Raw genomic sequence first — 16,315 nt, forward strand, 5'->3', positions numbered from 1 at the left:
AATCTCCCTGTTGTTTTCGGAAAGGCTAGAGGCCCAATGCGGCGCGGCCGAGGCCGGTGCGCGTGGCATCGTCCTGCGGCGTGTGCACGCGCCCGCACAGGACATCGCGATAATGCCGCTCCAGCGGATTGCTGCGGGATAGGCCGTGATTGCCGGTCAGCGACAGCGCGTCCTCGACCGCGGCGACCGCATTGTTGGTGACCGTCAGCTTGATGACGTTGGATTCGCCGTTGGAGAGATCGACGCCGTCGTCGAAGTCGCGGGCGAAGGTGTCGAGCAGCCGAGCATTAACCGCGAGCCTGGCCTCGATCGCACCGAGGATTTCCTGCGCGCGCGGCAGCGTGGCAAGCGGCGCGCCGAGGCTGGCGGGCACGCGCTGCTTCAGGAACTGGACGAACCAGTCGCGCGCCGCACGGGCAATACCATCATAGATCGCGGCGACGAAGACGGTGTGGACGGTCGCCTGCGCGACGTCGGGGGCGCGCCAGTCGGCGGGCTTGCGGACATCGACCTCGGCGTCGAGCGGGATCACGACGTCGTCGAAAATGACGTCATGGCTGCCGCTGGCGCGCAGGCCGTGATGGTCCCAGGTCTCGACGATCCGCGTTCCCGGCAGGCCTGCCGGCACCAGGAACTGGCCCACCCGCGGCTCGGCTTCGTCGGTCCGCGCCCATACCAGATACCATTTCAGGATCGGCGCGCCGGTCGAGTAGATCTTGTGGCCAGAGAGCCGCCAGCCGGTCTCGGTGCGGCGGGCCACTGTCGCCGGCAGGCCGCCCCGCGCGGGCGAGCCGAGTTCGGGCTCGACCCGGAGCGCATTGATGAGCGCGAGGCCCTCGACGCTTTCGCGCGCAAGCTTGCGCGACAGCCGCGCCGGCCAGGTCGGGCTGCGCGCCATCACCAAATGATTGATGTAGTGCATCGACAGCACCAGCGCGGTCGACGGATCGGCCTTGCCGATGATGCCGAGCACACGCGCGGCATATCGTGCGCCCGCGCCGGCCCCGCCGAGAGCCGCCGACACCGTCAGTGACAGCAGGCCGGCTTCGGAGAGCTCGCGAAAGTTCTGGAAGGGAAAGCTGGCGGCGCGGTCGTGCTCGGCTGCGCGCACGGCAAAGCCCGGCGCAAGCGCCTCGGCGCGCGCGATATAGTCGGGTTCGCCATGCGCCACCCGTCCCTGAGCGATAGAAGTCACCATGTTGCATCCAATCCCAGCAGGCCAAGAATCTGGCGGCGCAGGTCCGCAAGATATGGATCGCCGCGATGGCGCGGATAGGGACGGTCGACGCGGATGTCGGCCTTCACGCGCGCCGGACGCTCGCTGAAGACGATGACGCGGTTGGCGAGCACCAGCGCCTCCTCGGCATCATGCGTGACGAGGAGCGTGGTAAAGCCCTTGCGCTGCCACAACGAGACCAGCTCGGCCTGCATGGTGATGCGGGTCAGCGAGTCGAGCTTGCCGAGCGGCTCATCCAAAATCAGGATCTTGGGATCGTTCACCAGCGCCCGCGCCAGCGCCACGCGCTGCGCCATGCCGCCGGAGAGCTGGTGCGGATAGGCATTGCGGAACGACGACAGTCCGACGAGATCGAGCGCATCATCGACACGCTGCCGCTGGCTCTTCAGAATGCCCTGGGCTTCGAGGCCCAGGGCGACGTTGTCCCAGACCGACCGCCAGGGAAACAGGGTCGGATCCTGGAACACGACGACGCGTGACGGATGCGGCCTGACGATGCGGACTTCGTCCTCGCGCAGACTTCCCGCCTTGGGCTTGTCGAGCCCTGCCACCAGCCGCAGCAAGGTCGACTTGCCGCAGCCGGAAGGCCCCAGCAGCGCGACGAACTCGCCGGGCTCGACGGCGATGCTGACATCGCTCAGCACCGGCAGCGCGGCGCCGTCGATGTCGAAGGCATGGCCGACCTGCTCGATGTCGAGCGCGGCACCGGCGGCCGGATGCACGATTGCCTCTACCATTTCACGGTCCCCTTCTGCCAGACCAGCAGACGGTCGCGGATCGCAAACAGCAGCGTGATCGCGCCGGAGCAGAGCAGCGACATCACGATCAGCGCCGCATACATGTTGGCATAGGCAGCCCAGCCCTGCGCCCATTGCAGGTACCAGCCGAGACCGGCCTTTACGCCGATCATCTCGGCGACGACGAGCACGGCAAAGGAGGCGCCGAGCCCCATGAACAGCCCAACGAAGACGTGCGGCAGCGCGGCAGGGATCGCGACCTTCAGCACCAGGAAGGACGGTTTTTCCCCGAGCGTCCGCGCGACATCGTAATAAGCACTGCTGACACTCGCGACGCCCGACCATGTCAGCACCGTGACGGGAAAACCGGTCGCGAGCGCGATCAGAAAGGTCGACGCGCTCCAGCTCGAGGGGAAGGTGAAGAACGCGATCGGCAGCCAGGCGGTTGCCGGCAGCGGCCCGATGAAGCGCAGCACCGGGTGCACCCAATAGCCGACCGCGCGCGACCAGCCGATCGACACCCCCGTCAGGAAGCCGACCGCAGCGCCAATGATGTAGCCGCCGAGCTGCAGCTTGACCGAGGCGAACAGGCTGTCGAGCAGCTTCGGCAGATCGTCGGTATAGACCTCGATGATCGCCTGCGGCGGCGGGAAGAACGGCAGCGGCAGCCAGGCAAACTTGGCGGTCGCGACCTCCCACAGCGTCAGGAACGCGCCGAGCGCGATGAGCCAGGGCGCGCGCTGGCGCAGCGCCCTGCCCGCCGTGCCCAGATAGTCGGCGCCGACGGTCCCGAACAACACGACCGCGGCAATGACGAGCGCCGCGATGCCGAGCGAATGGGTGCGCGACCAGTCGCCGACATCCTCCCACCACAGGCAGGAGAGGCCGAAGGCAATCCACGCGATGCTGGCGAAAACCCCGGCGCCGGACTCGCGCACCCAGCTGGCAAACGCCGTCGTGGTCCGCGGCGCGCCGGAGGCGAGCCCGTCAGACAGAGAATACGTCGACATAGATGCGCTCCGCGAATTTGGTCGTATCGGTGCTCTGCTTGAAGACCTGCACGCTCTTGAGATCGTCGGCGTAAGCCTTCAGTTCGCGCTTGAGCACCTCACCGGTCGGATGATGATGGTGGGTGTGGTAGCGCACCATGCCCTCGATATCGGCGAGCGTTGCGGCCTTCGGTGCGTAGGGCTGGAATGACTTTGCCGCGACGGCCGGATTCTGCGAGGTGAACATGGCGGCGTCGAGCAGCGCCTGAGTGATCGCACGCGCGACCTGGGGTTCTTCGCGAACCAGCGAGCCGCGCAGGCCGACGATGCAGCAGCTCTTGTCGCGATAGTCGCCATCGAGGTTGGAGGCGACCTCCCTGTACTGGGTGTCCTTGAGCCAGAGATAGGCAAGCGGGTCGGACGACAGGAAAGCCTGCACCTCGCCCTTCTGGACCGCAACATCGAGCAGATTGCCGGGATAGGCGCGCCAGTCGACGTCCTTGTTAGGATCAATGCCGAGTTTTGCCAACTGGATCGAGAAGAAGTTCTTGTCGGGACCAGCGAGATCGCCGACCGCACCGATCTTGCCCTTGAGATCGGCAAGCTTGTTCACGCCGGAATCGGCGCGGCTCAGCACGCGCATGCAGCCGCCATGGGTGCCGGCGGCGATCTTGACGTCAAAGCCCTGCTCGAGCGGTTTCAGCCAGCGCAGCGCCATGCCGAGACCGGCATCGCTCTTTCCGGTCGCGATGGCCTCGAGCAACTGGTCGGTCGAACCGGAATAGTTGACGAGCTCGACATCGAGATTCTGCTTCTGGAAGAAGCCGTGCTCGATCGCAACAGGCAGCGGCGCAAGGCACACCGCGCCGGCATTCCACGAGAGCTTTAGCTTGCGCGGGGCTCCCGTGAGCACAGGACCGTCCGCGGCCGTGCGGCATAGCGGGAATTCCGAGAAGTCTATGCCAGGCGCGGGCGCCTGCGGCACAAACGCCTGTGCGCCCAGGGCGCCGAACGGGGCCGCAAAGGCCGCCGCCAGTCCCGCCTGAAGCAAATGACGCCGGTCGAGGCTCGATCCGTTGCGCTTAATGTCGTTTCCCATCAGCCCCACTCCTGAGTTGGCACGCTCCGCCATCGGCACAACTGTTCGCGTTGCGGATGTTCCTGAGGGAGCTGCGTAGAGAGAATATTTTTCGCGGGTCGCTTCCTGCGTCCACGTTGATGCGATGTGCAAATCATGCGGCGCGGGTACCGCATCGTCAATGAAATGGAATTTCGAATCTGGCGCGATGCGAAGTCATTCTCTCCATCGGCACACGCAACAACGATGAAACGATTTTCGCTGACGCATCGGCTCCCAGGCAGCTTCACGACTCTGCGAGAGGATCACTGTCACCCAGTCTGAGGCATGCGCACGCCGCTTTTCTGAAAAGCACACATTCATTGAAATGTCCTTGCTCATCGCGCGCGCAATACGGTTGGCCATTTCATTGACTGCGTATCACGCGGTCATAGACTTGATCGTCTCGCCGCATCACGCGCCCACGTGTCGTAACAGGCAAGCAACAAGACAGATCACATGAGCATCAACTCTTCGGACCATTCGATCACGCACCGCCTGGCGGCCTCTCTGTTCGCCGCGGTCGTCACCTTGTCGACGGCAGCCGCGTCGTTCGCGGCCGATACAGTCGTGCTGCGCGTCGGCGACCAGAAAGGCGGTAAACGCTCGCTACTCGAGATCTCGGGTTATGCGAAGGACCTGCCTTACAAGATCGAATGGTCGGAATTCCCGGCGGCAGCTCCCATTCTGGAAGCGCTCAACGCCGGCGCGCTCGACGTCGGCTACACGGGCGATCTGTCTTTCCTCTCCGTCTATGCAGCGGGCGCGCCGATCAAGGCGATCGGCGGCACGCGGTCGGATGCCAAGACGCAGGCGATCCTGGTTCGTCAGGATTCACCGATCAAGTCGGCCGCCGACCTCAAGGGCAAGCGCCTCGCTGGTACGCGCGGCGGCTGGGGCCAGTTCCTGATCGATGCAACCCTGGAGAAGGCGCAGATCAAGCTGGACGAGGCGACCTTCGCGCCTCTCGGCCCTGTCGATGCCAAGGTGGCACTGGTGGCGGGGTCAGTCGACGCCTGGGCGGTGTGGGAGCCCTATGTCTCATTCGCGACGTTGAAGGACAAGGCGCGCGTCATCGCCGACGGCGACGGCCTGACGCCGACCATCACCTTCATCGTCGCCTCCGACAATGCCATCGCCACCAAGCGCGCCGCGGTTCAGGACCTCGTGCAACGGCTGAACAAGGCACGGCTGTGGTCGCTGGACCATATTGCGGAATACGCCAGGAGCACGGCCGAGCTGACCAAGCTGCCGGAGGACGTGCTGATCTCGGCCTACACCGCGCAGCGCACCAGCCCGATTGTGATCGACGAGGGCGTGGTGAAAGAGGTGCAGGAAGCCTCCGACCGCTCGACCCGCTACGGCATCCTGCCGAAGACGCTCGACGTCAGCAAAGCCGTCGACCGCAGCTTCACGGCTGCTGCGGCGGGATCGAATTAGGTTGGCTCAGGTGGCGGCCGTCCGGACGAACATCACCACCGATTCGCTTGAACGCGGGCGCAAAGACGCAGTGTTCGAGCTATCGGGACCTTGAGAAGGGCTCCAACTTCATCTCGATGTTCCGACTTCAAACCAGGATAAGGTAGCTTGACGTAGAGAGCGGAAAGCCTTCCTGATGAGCCTCGATCACGGCGAAGGTACGCTATTGTTGTACTATGGAATACTGCAATTCTCGGAATAGATTCGAAATACCTTCGGATTACTTTGACATACTTTAATTGGAGATTTTCTCCAGATCAGACCGCTTGCCGCACGTCGCAGCCGGCTCCAAGCGAAAGTGCCGCTGTACGTAACCACGACGGGTCTTGCGCTTGAACCAGGACTCAAGCGCCTCTGCACGTGCCCATCGAACAGATCGAGCCGCCGTTGGCCGTGCCCACCGAGGCGGCCCCATTCGCGCACCAATGCTGTATCGCCAAACAGCGTCGGCTCGATCGTCAGCACGTAGAACTTTGCGGGCTTATTGCACGGTGAGTTCGGACATGCGCCAGAATCGCAATTCCCGAATCAACCGTCCAATTAAATAAGTGAATCGACCAGGGCCGACGATTCAGAAATTTCATAACGGCATTTGTGGCAATCGCTGCTGAGCTCGCGATAGGTGACCGAGGCGAAGCCCGCAAGCTCCGGGCCTGTCGGACTTCAACGAAAACGGCGAACGCACCGCGAAACAGCGCCGCGGGTACGACAGGCACGATTTTCTGAACTGCCCCGGGCAAGCGCTGGATCAAGATCATGGCGCCCCTACTCTTCATCTACATCACTGAATATCTCGATCAACGCTCCGGAGATCTTCGGCGAAGATTTGAAAGTTTCGCTTCGCCGCGGGGAGGCCGCTGGTCCTCATCCTCGTAGATCATCTCGTCCATCCGGCGCAAAGCCGTTGACAACGCCGCTTGCAACGCGTCATCGTCCCAAAAATACTTTGCGGCGGCCTCGAGAGAATCGCGAAAGTCACGATACATTCCTGCCTGATCGCTCGAGCTGTAACTTCTTCGCGTGCGACCGACCGACGCACCAAGGTCGGCAAGCCATTCCCATTTCACGTCGGCGCAGAGCCGTTCGAATTCGTCAGAAGGCAACAGTGATCGCACACGTCCATCCTGGAAAATCGACTCGTCGAAGCATTCCAGCGTATTCCCGTATCTCCCTCATCAGGTTTCAATGTCCTCTTCGGACAAAGGACGATTTGTTTGAATCGGGCAAGCAAGCGGATGTTATTGCCGTCAGCCATCGGAATATGCAGGGGAACTACCAAATCTCTGGGCGCGCCTCGACGAAAGTGCGCAGAAATCTTCATCACAGCGCTCGGCTAGGAAGTAATGAAGGACGCTATTGATCGGCACGTCCAATAGTACCTTCTGCGCTCTATGGCGTTCTGACGCATCGACATCGCTGCGACGTCCGCAAAACACGTACGCCAGCAGTCGCTCGGATTTGGCTCCGGGCAGGTATATCTCGACGAGGTCGGGGCCTCCCGCGACGAATAGGCATCCGCGATCGTCGGATGACGAAAGGTCCACCTGTCGCCTTCCTCGTGCTCGGCTATAGCAAGGTCATCCAGCGCGCCAAGAGACGATATCGCCGCGATCATCGATTTGCCGGAAGCCGGATCCCGCGAAGCAAGACGAACCGGTGATCCAGCAGCGCTTCCACGCTCCGTCTATGCGCGTCCGTGGTCGCGAAGCAGCGCAGATTTGTCGCCCATCGCGCCGAGTAGATGTCATGCCTGAAGATAGGCTCCGCCGTCGATGAATTGTCGGAGATGCGTGAGGTTGTAGATTCGCGGAATTAGCATCCTCGGGGACGGGCGGCTCCGAAGCTGGGCCGCGACCCAGTCGCCTCCAAACACGCGACAACGCTGCACACCGGCCTTTTCGAAAGCCTGCAGATGCTTGCCTCGGCAGCTCCCGAAACCCCGGCGTTCGTAATGAAGATGTAATCGCCTGCGCGCCCCCTGGGCAGCGAGCTCCTTGGCATTGCCCGGCTGTCGCGCGCCATGGAAAACTGCCCCCTCAGTTCCGGATGGCGTTTGACACCCGGCTTCTTGGTGAGGTGCGACAGAGATAGACGGGCGGCGGCATTTCCGAAATGCTTGATCTGGATCGTGCACTTTCCGGCGCGGGGCGGCCTCGCCTCCTTCCCAAGCGCCGGGAAATGCTCGTCCGACCGCCATCGTGGGAGGCCAAAAAGTTCTGTATCGGGGACTTCAAATCTTCCGCCACGATGGCGAGGCACAAATCTTGGAATGCCTCCCGTCCGATACGAGGCAAATCGTCGATCGTACCTAAGTGGATAGGGCAGAGGGAACCCGGCCGCGCCTTCGCAAGTCTCTGGCGCATCACTACGTAGTAGTCAAATATGATATATTGAAGCAGATAACATTTCATATATGATGAATTATAGACCAAGCGCTGTGTCGCTCTGATCATGGACGAAGGCGGCTTCGTAGTCGCGCGATTGGGCACGGCCGACCCCTGCCCGTCGGAAAGTTTCCCGCCATCCATCGGACACGCGTTGAGCTGTATCTCGGATGATCTTTCGCGCGTTGGCGTCGGTGATTTCGAAAAACTCGCAGGCCTCGAGGGCGAGCTTGATTGATCGGTCGTGCGTGCCACCTTCCATGATCGCCGTCTCGAGATGCGGGTTGCGATCGGGCGCCGGGTTCACATCGAACATCGGCGACAGACGCCACCGTCCCGAACCGACGTACAGGAAGCCATGGTTCTTCAGATGATCATCCTTGTTCGAAACAAGGATAGTGAAGACCATCCGCCGATAGAGCTCCTCAAAATCGACTTGCGGATCCGGAGCTGACGTCCGCATGAAATCGACAATCTCCGTGTACGAACCGAGCTCTAAGCCTGTCTTCCCGAGCGCCGTTCGGGCGGAGATGTAGGGAATGCGGGCGCGGCCGCGTCGATCGAAACGCTGGACCAGCGCGACCGGAAATTTCGTGTCAGCGAGTTCCAGTCTGACCTCTGGAATGCGGATGCCGCACATCCTGGCAAGGTTCAGCGTCGCGACCTCGACCTGTTCGATCGGGTGCTGATCGTGGACGGAAGTGAACTTGGCAAGCCAGAGAACGTCGCCGTCACGAACGTTGGCTTTGGGCCGAGCCCCGCCCGAGCCGCCGGCTCCGGCAAGAGCTTGCATGTCCGCAGGGGAAATCTCCTTGCCTTGTTCGTAGGCGCGGGCAATCGCCGTGATCGCCTCTAGATCAAGAAGACGCGGTACCGCTTCGTTGGCCTTACCGGTAATGATCTTCCCATGTTCATCGATGAAACGCAGAGCACCTTGCCGGCATGTATCGTCGGACAGTGTGAGATATTCGAATTCAGAGAGGCCATTGCCATAGGCACGTTCAAGCAGTCTGCGCCCCCAGCTGTCGGGCGCAGCATCGGAGAAGACGCCAGCAAGCGCCTCGCGCGAATTGCCAGACTGCGCCGACGCATGAAACGGCCCGCCCTCAAAGGGCATGTTCGGCTGCAATGCGAAAGCACGCGGATCCTTCGCCCAGGCCGGGTCATAGGTGAAGATCGAAAATTGACGAGGCCCGGTCTGCGTGAAGCGTAGTTCACCGACTCGCGTTAAGCCTTCGCCAAGGGCTACTTGGGCGTAGTATTCAGTCATCAGAAGGCCACGCCGTTCGGATCAACATCGTCCGGTTCGTTTTTCCCGTCCTTGTCGCCCTGCCTCTCCTGCTTGCGCAGCCTTGCAGCGTACGATCGACCGCGCTGCGGCAACCGCTCCGACGTCAACGCCAAACCCAGATCGTCTTTCCGTATATCGACGAGATCGGCGAGATTCTCGATAAGCCCGAGAGAGACGAGCACGTCCGCGAGCGTGCCTACGGCGACTCCCGGATCGCCTTTTTCCAGGCGTGCGATGGTGCTAGGCGACGTACCCGCGCGCGCAGCCAAGTCGGCCACAGCCACACGACGGCGCAGGCGAGCCGATCGAAGGTCGTGACCAAGACGTTCAAGCGCGGCATTGGATTTGGGCGAACTCATAATATCACCATATGTGGCGACTAACACTTGTTTATATGCCATATATGACGAATTGGTTTACTTGACAACAGCCTGAGCAGCTCCATTTGGGTCCGGAAGCCGGACATTTCTTCGACGCTCGACGAGACATCGCGCAGCTCTAGCTCGGCCCTGATCACCGGCGTGACCTCGATCCTGACCTGCGCGGCGCCTCTCTGGACGGTCAGCTTGATGACAATCTTTCACCGGCGCTGACGACTTCCGTCACCCGTGCTGCCGGCAATCCTTTCCTGATGGCCGCCGCCATGCGCTCCATCGCCGCATCGATCGGGGCCAGAGATTTGGGGCGCGGAACCACCGGCAGATAGGTGTGGTCGATATCCACCGACAGGCGCGGCATGTCGCGGTGGAAAGGATTGATGGCGGCGCCGTCCTCGAGCGCAAAAGTAGGCTCCGCCGCGACGAATATTTGCTAAATGTAAGCTACTCAAAGACGCCTGGGTCCGTCGACGATCTTGTGTGTGATGAGACCAAACAAGCGGAGTAGGCCGGCAAGCAATATCTCGTCAGATTGTCAGACGTCGCAGCTACCATCTCAAAAGAAGCGATGGTGACCGACCGGACGAAACGTTTCGAAGGTCAAATTGTGGCCGGCCCGAGGTAACATCGTTCACGCTGATTGTTCGGCGAGGTTAGATCACGATCCTATATCAAGGTGACGTGACGGGCCAGATCGATTGGCTTGCCGTTCGGTATGATGCTATTCTTTCCTTTAGGCCGACCTGCGAAGCGGACGCGATGAGCCTCAGCATGTCGAAGCCGTCACCCGTTTCTCCGCGAACGCTGCGAGCACTCGCTGCAGCCATCCAAATCGATTGATGCGTCGAACTATCTAGCCGACAGGCGCGAGCGGTCTCGCTAGACACTGCCCTTTCGATGTCTTCGTAGCCAATTTGTTTCATAGCCAAGCCGGATTCCAGCGCGGATTGCGCATCGACCGTCGCCCCTCCCATGATCCATTCCGCGGCCGTCGCGGCGCCGACGATCTCGGCGAGCCTTGAGGTACCCAAGACAAGGCCGAAATTCGCTCCCGGAAAGACGAACGACGACCCCGGTAGGATCCAACGGATGGCACAGGCGCAGAACAGGTCGGCCCCGGCTCCGATCGCTCGCCCTCGGGCTATTGCCAACGTCGGGAAAGGTGCATTCTTGATCGCCTGGAGACAATATTCGATACGGACGAATCTTGCCAATAGCGTATCGTCTGTTTCCTCCTGGAGTCGCGACAGATCAAAGCCAGTGCAGAAGTTGCGCCCACTCGACTCGACGATCATAAGCCTGGCGCACGATCTTCGTGCCTCCTCTACCTCGCGCGTGAGGGCCGCGATCAAACCTGGGTTCAAGGCGTTGCCTACTTCCGGTCGGTTCAGGCGCAATCGCACGACACCGTCGGCGCGACCGACGAAAAGGTCTTCCGTCCCACTCACTGCGCTGGCGCCCAGAGGTTGGGAGTGAGAGCATTGGAATAACCCGAGACAAACTCTTGGGTCTCACCGAGATCTTTGAAGACATGACGTCGGATTCTCCCGATATTCCCACCGTAGCAGTGGATACTAATGGACACGCGGTCATCGAACGCATTTCGCACTTGATGAATGTCGCCAACCGCTTCCGACACGATTTCCACGTCGCCTGGCTCCAGTCGCTCGGAACCACCGATCGGGTCCATCCCATAGGCCGTCCGGCCGTACCTCTGGTTGATCTCGGATCCTCGCAACATGCCGATGACACCCCACACGGAATGGTCATGGACCGGCGTCTGCTGGCCCGGTCCCCAAACGAAGCTCACGACCGAAAAGCGATCAAGAGGGTCTCCATATAGCAGATGTTGCTGATAGAATTTGGGATCGGACAGCGCCATCGTCTCAGGCAACCAGTCATCCGTTGACACAAGCTCGCTCATCGCCTTCCTGACGCGCGAAACGACTATGACTTCGTCCTGAACGTTTTCGACACAGCGTGTCACCTCGGCCACAAATGCAAGCAGCTTTTGGCTCACCTCAGTCCTCCGACCTTGTTGAAACTCGGTTGAGGTCCGGCTGCCTGCGGCTGTAGGCGTCACGGAACTCCTTTGTATGTTCACCCAGCAGGGGCGGTCGGCTCCGGATTTCAAAGCTTTCGCCGCCGAACTTCAGGGGCGATGCGAAAGTCTGCGTCGTTCGTCCACCCGGCAACTGGAGTTCTTTGATCCATCCCATGTGGCGCGTCTGAGGATCTCCAAGGGCCGCGTCGTAGCTATTAATCCTTGCATGAGGCACACGAGCCTTCGCGAAGGCTCCGATCCAGTAATCGACCGGCTGGGTTTCGAATACGGCCTCCAGCAGCTCCTTGAGGGAGTGCTGGTTCGAAGCCCTGTCAGCGGTGGTAAGGAAACGCCCATCGGTGACGAGATAGTCGCGTCCGACGACACGACAGACCTCGCGCCACAGTCCGTCGTTGCCAGCCGCAATCGCGAAGAAGCCGTCCGCCGCTCGATAAGCCTGGTAGGGCGCATTACGCGGGTGGGCGGATCCCAATCTGCGGGGGAGCAGACCAGTCCCGAAAAATTCACTTGTCTGTAACGCGGCTATACCCAACGTGCAGCCAAACATCGGAACGTCTATGTGAGCGCCGTTGCCCCCCGCCCGAACCCGCACCAGAGCGGAGGTCACGGCAAAAGCGGCGTATAGACCCGACGCAAAATCCGAGATCGGAACTCCGCATTTGACCGGCGCTCCATCGCTTTCGCCCGTTACGCTCATCACGCCAGCAGCGGCCTGAATGGTGAGATCAAACCCACCTTCGTCGGCTCGAGGTCCGGTTTGACCATATGCGGATATCGAGCAGTAGATAAGATCCGGCCTCTCCGCGGCGAATTGCGGATAACCGAGCCCCAAGCGCTCCATCACGCCGGGACGATTGTTCTCGATCAGCACGTCGGCATCGAGCACAAGCCGCCGCGCAATGTCATTGTCCTCATCATTCTTGAGATCCAGGACGATCGATTTCTTGTTGCGATTGAGTGAGGCAAAGTTCTCGCTAAATCCTTCTGTCAACGGCGGCCATTGGCGTAAGCCATCTCCATTTGGCGGTTCGACCTTGATGACGCTCGCTCCCATATCCGAGAGCAGCATGGACGCGAAAGGCCCCGCTGCCGTCGAGCAGAATTCGACTACGCTAACCTGATCCAGGGGAAGTGGCTTCGACGACATATTTTTTTCCGGTCGCAGTCGTTCTGCGCTGAATGGATCACGTGAGGCCGGATGCGTGGTCTTCCGGCCGCACTCACGCGAAGCTCGAAGTGCGGAAAGCGTGGTTTGCCTTTGCTCCGAATCGCAGCAAACCGGTGAACCGGGACAGATGCCCTTCGCTCTCGATATTGTTGATGGCCTCGAAGAGCCTATCGGAGGATACCTTGTCCAATCTAGATTTGCAGCAATCGTCGAATTTTGCTTTGCGGTCGTCGAGGCTAAACGGGTATTTGAGGGTACCGACCGGAAGATCCCGCGACCGTTCCAGCGACCGGCCATTCTTCAACTTGACGGTAATGACATGAGGACGCATTAGGTCGACGTTCTTCTGCTCCTCCGCAGGATCGTAGCAACTGACGGTTGTCAGTCCGAAAAGTCGACGGTATTTTTCCTGCTTGACGGATTGCGGCGTGAAGTGACTGAGCTTCGGAGCACCGTCGACAAGAGCCACGGCCATGCAATATTGCATAGAGAATCTAGCCTCCATTTCGGAGACTGGATTTGTGTACATCAGATTTCGCGAGTTACCGTATCCAATTAGCGTGTTGATGCTTTCGACCTCGTCGGCCTCGAACTTCTCTTGCGCCCTTAGCTCGAAGAACGCGTCTAGAACCCGGTGCGTCGAGGCGCAACACGGATAGCGTTTGAACATGAGACCGCGAGACTCCGCCGTCATCGGCGCGCCCAGTTTCTCGATGTTTTTTCCCCAGCCAGCCGGTCCTTTGCCGCCGAACAATTCGAGAAAGCCCATCCCTCCTTCAAGCGCATTCAGCCGTCCCTCGACGCCGGCCGCGGCCAATTGGGCCGCCTCGATGGCGTGCTGAGCGGCAAGCCCGGCGTGCAGAGGCTTTGCCATGCTGCCAAACTGGACCTTGCACCCAGACGCCATACTCGTCCCGAGGCTGAGCGCATGCGCGAAGCGCCTGGCATCCAGCTTGAGAAGCCGCGCGCAGGCGCCGGCGGCTCCGATGCACCCGATCGTCGAAGTGGAGTGCCAACCAAAATCGTAGTGGCTACGCATCACACCGCTGCCGACCGCGAATTGGAGCTCTAGACCGACCAAATAGGCATCGATTAATTCGGCGCCCGAGGATCCCGCTTGCTCGCCAAGCGCCATGAGGGCCGAGACGAGAACCGAACTGGCGTGATTGACGCCCGGAAGGAACGTATCGTCATAGTCCAATGCATGGCCGGCCGTTCCATTTGCGAGCGCCGCCAGCTGCGGCAACACGGCCTTCTCCTCTCCGACGACCGTGCCAGGACCGGCACTATCGGAGGCGTACACCATCTTGCGGACGTTAGAGGCGCCGAGATCGTTGGATCCCGCTATGATGCAGGCAATTACGTCTTCAACAGCGTGCCGAGCGACGTCTCGCGCTGCCCTTGAATGTTCGAAGGGCGCTTCGGACCCCCACTTTGCAAGATGCTCGATGACCGTCATTGAATATTCTCCTCTCTCGGTGTCCAGTTGTCGATTTCCTCTATTGCGGTTTCCAAGCGCGGGCCTGCGCCCGGAGCTCAGCGGGATCGAAACCGCCACAATCGTTCTTGAACCGTTGGTCCGCGTACTTTGATATTTCCATCCGCTCCGGAAGGATTCCGTTCTCGTACAGCTTGTCGACGGTGTGCTGAACGGTCGGCAGTTCCTGGTAGCCGATGATGCCACCGGCTCCTCTGTGGTTCACGACGTCGAGCTTGGCTCTCAGGATGACCTCGCCTTCCCGGACCGCTTCATCAAGTGGTTTGTTCGATGGGAGCTGGCCAGGATAGACCTTAAAGTGATTGCGCACGGTCCCTTCGATGTTTCCTTCGGCGAAGAAGAACGATTCGTAGAGCGCACGGCACAGGCCTGCGACCACCTTCGGATGCTTTTCGATTTCACTGCGGGTGACAACCATACCGACCATACCAACGAGATCGTTCAGCGGGGACGGCACGTCTCTCATCTTCACGCCGAGGAGATTTCCGATCACCGCGTTCGGGCTATCGAACCCCGCGAAAGCCTGGATCTTGCCGCTTTTCAAAGCGTCCGCCGCTGGTGCTCCGAGACCGACCGGCAGGAAGGTCACGTCCTTGTCGGGATCGAGGCCGGCTTCCTTGAGGATAGCCTTGCCATACGGATAGGCCGCCGTGCCAAAACTACCGACTCCAATAACTTTACCTTTCAGGTCTAAGGGACCCTTCACCGGACTATCGGGGGGCACAATCACCCGGAGAGAATTGCCGGGGTCGAACGAGACGATAACAAGGTTCGGGTCTTGACGGGCGAGCGGCAAGAAGGACGCTAACGCCACCAAAGTATAGAATGCATTGCCGTTGCTTACGGCCTGCACCGCAGCCGTCGCGCCAGCGGTAGGTTGAAACTTGACCGTCACCCCCGCGTACTTCTCCGGCAACTTCAAGGTGGGCTGGAGCGATGAGTAAGGCGCGGACCCGATGCTCAATGCTGTATCCGAGGATGCGAAGGTCACTTCCTTCAGACTCTCGGCTTGCGTCGCACCACAGACGAAGACGGACAGATTGGCTGCAACCGCCAAACAACCTACTAAACGCAAGGACTTCCTCCATTCAATCGTGCCGAAAGGCATTGCGTGCCCATACCTGCAATCAGCCCCACGCCATTGACTGAAGAGCTCGGGTCACCGTCCTGACGATGCTTCTAAGGCTTATGCCGATTGCGGCCGTGAGAGCGAGGACCGCATAAACGGCCGCTATGTCGCCCGTGAACGACTTTTGTTGAATGACCTGCCCCAGACCTGCGGCTCCGCCGACCAGTTCGGCAGCGATTGCTCCGAGCAAAGCCAGCACGATGGCCACATCGAGAGAAGGCACGATGAAAGCCATCGCGAAGGGCAGCCTCAATTTGCGAAGTTCTTGTAGCCGCGTCGCCTTCATCGATCGCAGCAGATCGATCATGTCCGAGTTCACTTCAGTGAATCCGGCAAGTGTAGCGGTGAATACCGGAAAGAAGGCGAGTAGAGCCGAAATGATGACCTTCGGTCCTATGCCGTATCCGAACCAGGCTATCAGCAAGGGAGCGATAGCGATCTTCGGGAACGTCTGAACAGCAATGACGTAGGGATAGCCGGCACGCCGCAGGAGCCCCGAATATGCGAACGTCGCCCCCAGAGTGATGGCGACGACCGTTCCAAACAGGAAGCCAAGTACGGTTTCGTTGAATGTCACGAGGATGTCGTTCAGGAAGCGTCCGCCGACCACGCCTTCGTAGAGCGCGCCCGCTACCAGAGCTGGGCTCGGGAGGATCAGAGCGGACACAAGTCGATATTGGGACGAGAGTTGCCAGATAGCGAGAAGCAGCAGCGCAATGCCGAGCGCTAGCAGTGCTGCTCCGAATTTTCGGCCCCCCTCTAGGATCGAGGGGACTGAGCCGATCTCGGATTCGCTTCTCACGGCCTGGCTGGACACTTGCATTCTCCGTTTACAACATCGAAC

At 60.5% G+C, this 16,315-nt stretch carries 16 protein-coding genes; 1 reads left to right on the top strand and 15 read right to left on the bottom strand.

The window, feature by feature from the left end:
- Nucleotides 1-25: 25 nt before the first annotated feature.
- The 4 genes from XH91_RS34120 to XH91_RS34135 are packed head-to-tail and all read right to left on the bottom strand — an operon-like array spanning nucleotide 26 to nucleotide 4,062.
- On the bottom strand, nucleotides 26-1,198 hold the full coding sequence (locus XH91_RS34120; protein ID WP_128929647.1) for an acyl-CoA dehydrogenase family protein: 1,173 nt from the start codon (nucleotides 1,196-1,198) through the stop codon (nucleotides 26-28).
- Nucleotides 1,192-1,974, bottom strand: a complete 783-nt coding sequence (locus tag XH91_RS34125; RefSeq protein ID WP_128929648.1) for an ABC transporter ATP-binding protein — start codon at nucleotides 1,972-1,974, stop codon at nucleotides 1,192-1,194. Before XH91_RS34125 ends, XH91_RS34120 begins: the two co-directional genes overlap by 7 nt.
- The gene (locus XH91_RS34130; protein WP_128929649.1) at nucleotides 1,968-2,984 is read right to left on the bottom strand and encodes an ABC transporter permease; all 1,017 of its coding nucleotides are present in this window, start codon (nucleotides 2,982-2,984) and stop codon (nucleotides 1,968-1,970) included. Before XH91_RS34130 ends, XH91_RS34125 begins: the two co-directional genes overlap by 7 nt.
- Nucleotides 2,962-4,062 (bottom strand): ABC transporter substrate-binding protein, encoded by a 1,101-nt coding sequence (locus XH91_RS34135; protein WP_128929650.1) that lies wholly within the window; start codon nucleotides 4,060-4,062, stop codon nucleotides 2,962-2,964. The genes XH91_RS34130 and XH91_RS34135 overlap by 23 nt, the downstream gene beginning before the upstream one ends.
- Before the next feature lie 477 nt (nucleotides 4,063-4,539).
- Between XH91_RS34135 and XH91_RS34140 the strand changes: the two genes are divergently transcribed.
- On the top strand, nucleotides 4,540-5,520 hold the full coding sequence (locus tag XH91_RS34140) for an ABC transporter substrate-binding protein (RefSeq protein WP_128929651.1): 981 nt from the start codon (nucleotides 4,540-4,542) through the stop codon (nucleotides 5,518-5,520).
- A 213-nt stretch (nucleotides 5,521-5,733) separates the two neighbouring features.
- Here XH91_RS34140 and XH91_RS40165 read toward each other — a convergent pair whose 3' ends face one another.
- From XH91_RS40165 to XH91_RS34195, 11 genes are all read right to left on the bottom strand, one after another.
- A complete protein-coding gene (locus XH91_RS40165; protein ID WP_232995584.1) occupies nucleotides 5,734-6,024 on the bottom strand; it encodes a WGR domain-containing protein in 291 nt (96 codons plus the stop codon).
- Between the two features lie 332 nt (nucleotides 6,025-6,356).
- On the bottom strand, nucleotides 6,357-6,674 hold the full coding sequence (locus XH91_RS34150; protein WP_128929652.1) for a hypothetical protein: 318 nt from the start codon (nucleotides 6,672-6,674) through the stop codon (nucleotides 6,357-6,359).
- A 1,306-nt stretch (nucleotides 6,675-7,980) separates the two neighbouring features.
- Nucleotides 7,981-9,213 (bottom strand): type II toxin-antitoxin system HipA family toxin, encoded by a 1,233-nt coding sequence (locus XH91_RS34155; RefSeq protein ID WP_128929653.1) that lies wholly within the window; start codon nucleotides 9,211-9,213, stop codon nucleotides 7,981-7,983.
- Nucleotides 9,213-9,593, bottom strand: a complete 381-nt coding sequence (locus XH91_RS34160; RefSeq protein ID WP_128929654.1) for a helix-turn-helix domain-containing protein — start codon at nucleotides 9,591-9,593, stop codon at nucleotides 9,213-9,215. The genes XH91_RS34155 and XH91_RS34160 overlap by 1 nt, the downstream gene beginning before the upstream one ends.
- 202 nt (nucleotides 9,594-9,795) lie before the next feature.
- On the bottom strand, nucleotides 9,796-9,972 hold the full coding sequence (locus tag XH91_RS39535) for a hypothetical protein (RefSeq protein WP_232995585.1): 177 nt from the start codon (nucleotides 9,970-9,972) through the stop codon (nucleotides 9,796-9,798).
- A 310-nt stretch (nucleotides 9,973-10,282) separates the two neighbouring features.
- Nucleotides 10,283-11,059 (bottom strand): enoyl-CoA hydratase/isomerase family protein, encoded by a 777-nt coding sequence (locus XH91_RS34170; RefSeq protein WP_128929655.1) that lies wholly within the window; start codon nucleotides 11,057-11,059, stop codon nucleotides 10,283-10,285.
- The gene (locus XH91_RS34175) at nucleotides 11,056-11,631 is read right to left on the bottom strand and encodes a cysteine dioxygenase family protein (protein ID WP_164933837.1); all 576 of its coding nucleotides are present in this window, start codon (nucleotides 11,629-11,631) and stop codon (nucleotides 11,056-11,058) included. Before XH91_RS34175 ends, XH91_RS34170 begins: the two co-directional genes overlap by 4 nt.
- Before the next feature lies 1 nt (nucleotide 11,632).
- Nucleotides 11,633-12,823: a CaiB/BaiF CoA transferase family protein gene (locus XH91_RS34180; protein WP_128929657.1), complete on the bottom strand. Its 1,191-nt coding sequence runs from the start codon at nucleotides 12,821-12,823 to the stop codon at nucleotides 11,633-11,635.
- A 73-nt stretch (nucleotides 12,824-12,896) separates the two neighbouring features.
- Nucleotides 12,897-14,303, bottom strand: coding sequence for an MmgE/PrpD family protein (locus tag XH91_RS34185; protein WP_128929658.1), 1,407 nt, complete (start codon nucleotides 14,301-14,303; stop codon nucleotides 12,897-12,899).
- 40 nt (nucleotides 14,304-14,343) lie between these two features.
- Complete coding sequence (locus XH91_RS34190; RefSeq protein WP_128929659.1) at nucleotides 14,344-15,450, bottom strand: ABC transporter substrate-binding protein; 1,107 nt, start codon at nucleotides 15,448-15,450, stop codon at nucleotides 14,344-14,346.
- A 19-nt stretch (nucleotides 15,451-15,469) separates the two neighbouring features.
- Nucleotides 15,470-16,288: an ABC transporter permease gene (locus XH91_RS34195; RefSeq protein WP_164933836.1), complete on the bottom strand. Its 819-nt coding sequence runs from the start codon at nucleotides 16,286-16,288 to the stop codon at nucleotides 15,470-15,472.
- Between the last annotated feature and the right edge of the window lie 27 nt (nucleotides 16,289-16,315).

Origin of the sequence: Bradyrhizobium guangzhouense (assembly GCF_004114955.1) — a bacterium.
Lineage (GTDB): Bacteria > Pseudomonadota > Alphaproteobacteria > Rhizobiales > Xanthobacteraceae > Bradyrhizobium > Bradyrhizobium guangzhouense.

Bases quoted from the DNA above. Each gene is read 5' to 3' on its own strand.
- XH91_RS34120 (WP_128929647.1), bottom strand. From the start codon at position 1,198: ATGGTGACTTCTATCGCTCAGGGACGGGTGGCGCATGGCGAACCCGAC.
- XH91_RS34125 (WP_128929648.1), bottom strand. From the start codon at position 1,974: ATGGTAGAGGCAATCGTGCATCCGGCCGCCGGTGCCGCGCTCGACATC.
- XH91_RS34130 (WP_128929649.1), bottom strand. From the start codon at position 2,984: ATGTCGACGTATTCTCTGTCTGACGGGCTCGCCTCCGGCGCGCCGCGG.
- XH91_RS34135 (WP_128929650.1), bottom strand. From the start codon at position 4,062: ATGGGAAACGACATTAAGCGCAACGGATCGAGCCTCGACCGGCGTCAT.
- XH91_RS34140 (WP_128929651.1), top strand. From the start codon at position 4,540: ATGAGCATCAACTCTTCGGACCATTCGATCACGCACCGCCTGGCGGCC.
- XH91_RS34155 (WP_128929653.1), bottom strand. From the start codon at position 9,213: ATGACTGAATACTACGCCCAAGTAGCCCTTGGCGAAGGCTTAACGCGA.
- XH91_RS34160 (WP_128929654.1), bottom strand. From the start codon at position 9,593: ATGAGTTCGCCCAAATCCAATGCCGCGCTTGAACGTCTTGGTCACGAC.
- XH91_RS39535 (WP_232995585.1), bottom strand. From the start codon at position 9,972: ATGCCGCGCCTGTCGGTGGATATCGACCACACCTATCTGCCGGTGGTT.
- XH91_RS34180 (WP_128929657.1), bottom strand. From the start codon at position 12,823: ATGTCGTCGAAGCCACTTCCCCTGGATCAGGTTAGCGTAGTCGAATTC.
- XH91_RS34185 (WP_128929658.1), bottom strand. From the start codon at position 14,303: ATGACGGTCATCGAGCATCTTGCAAAGTGGGGGTCCGAAGCGCCCTTC.
- XH91_RS34190 (WP_128929659.1), bottom strand. From the start codon at position 15,450: ATGCCTTTCGGCACGATTGAATGGAGGAAGTCCTTGCGTTTAGTAGGT.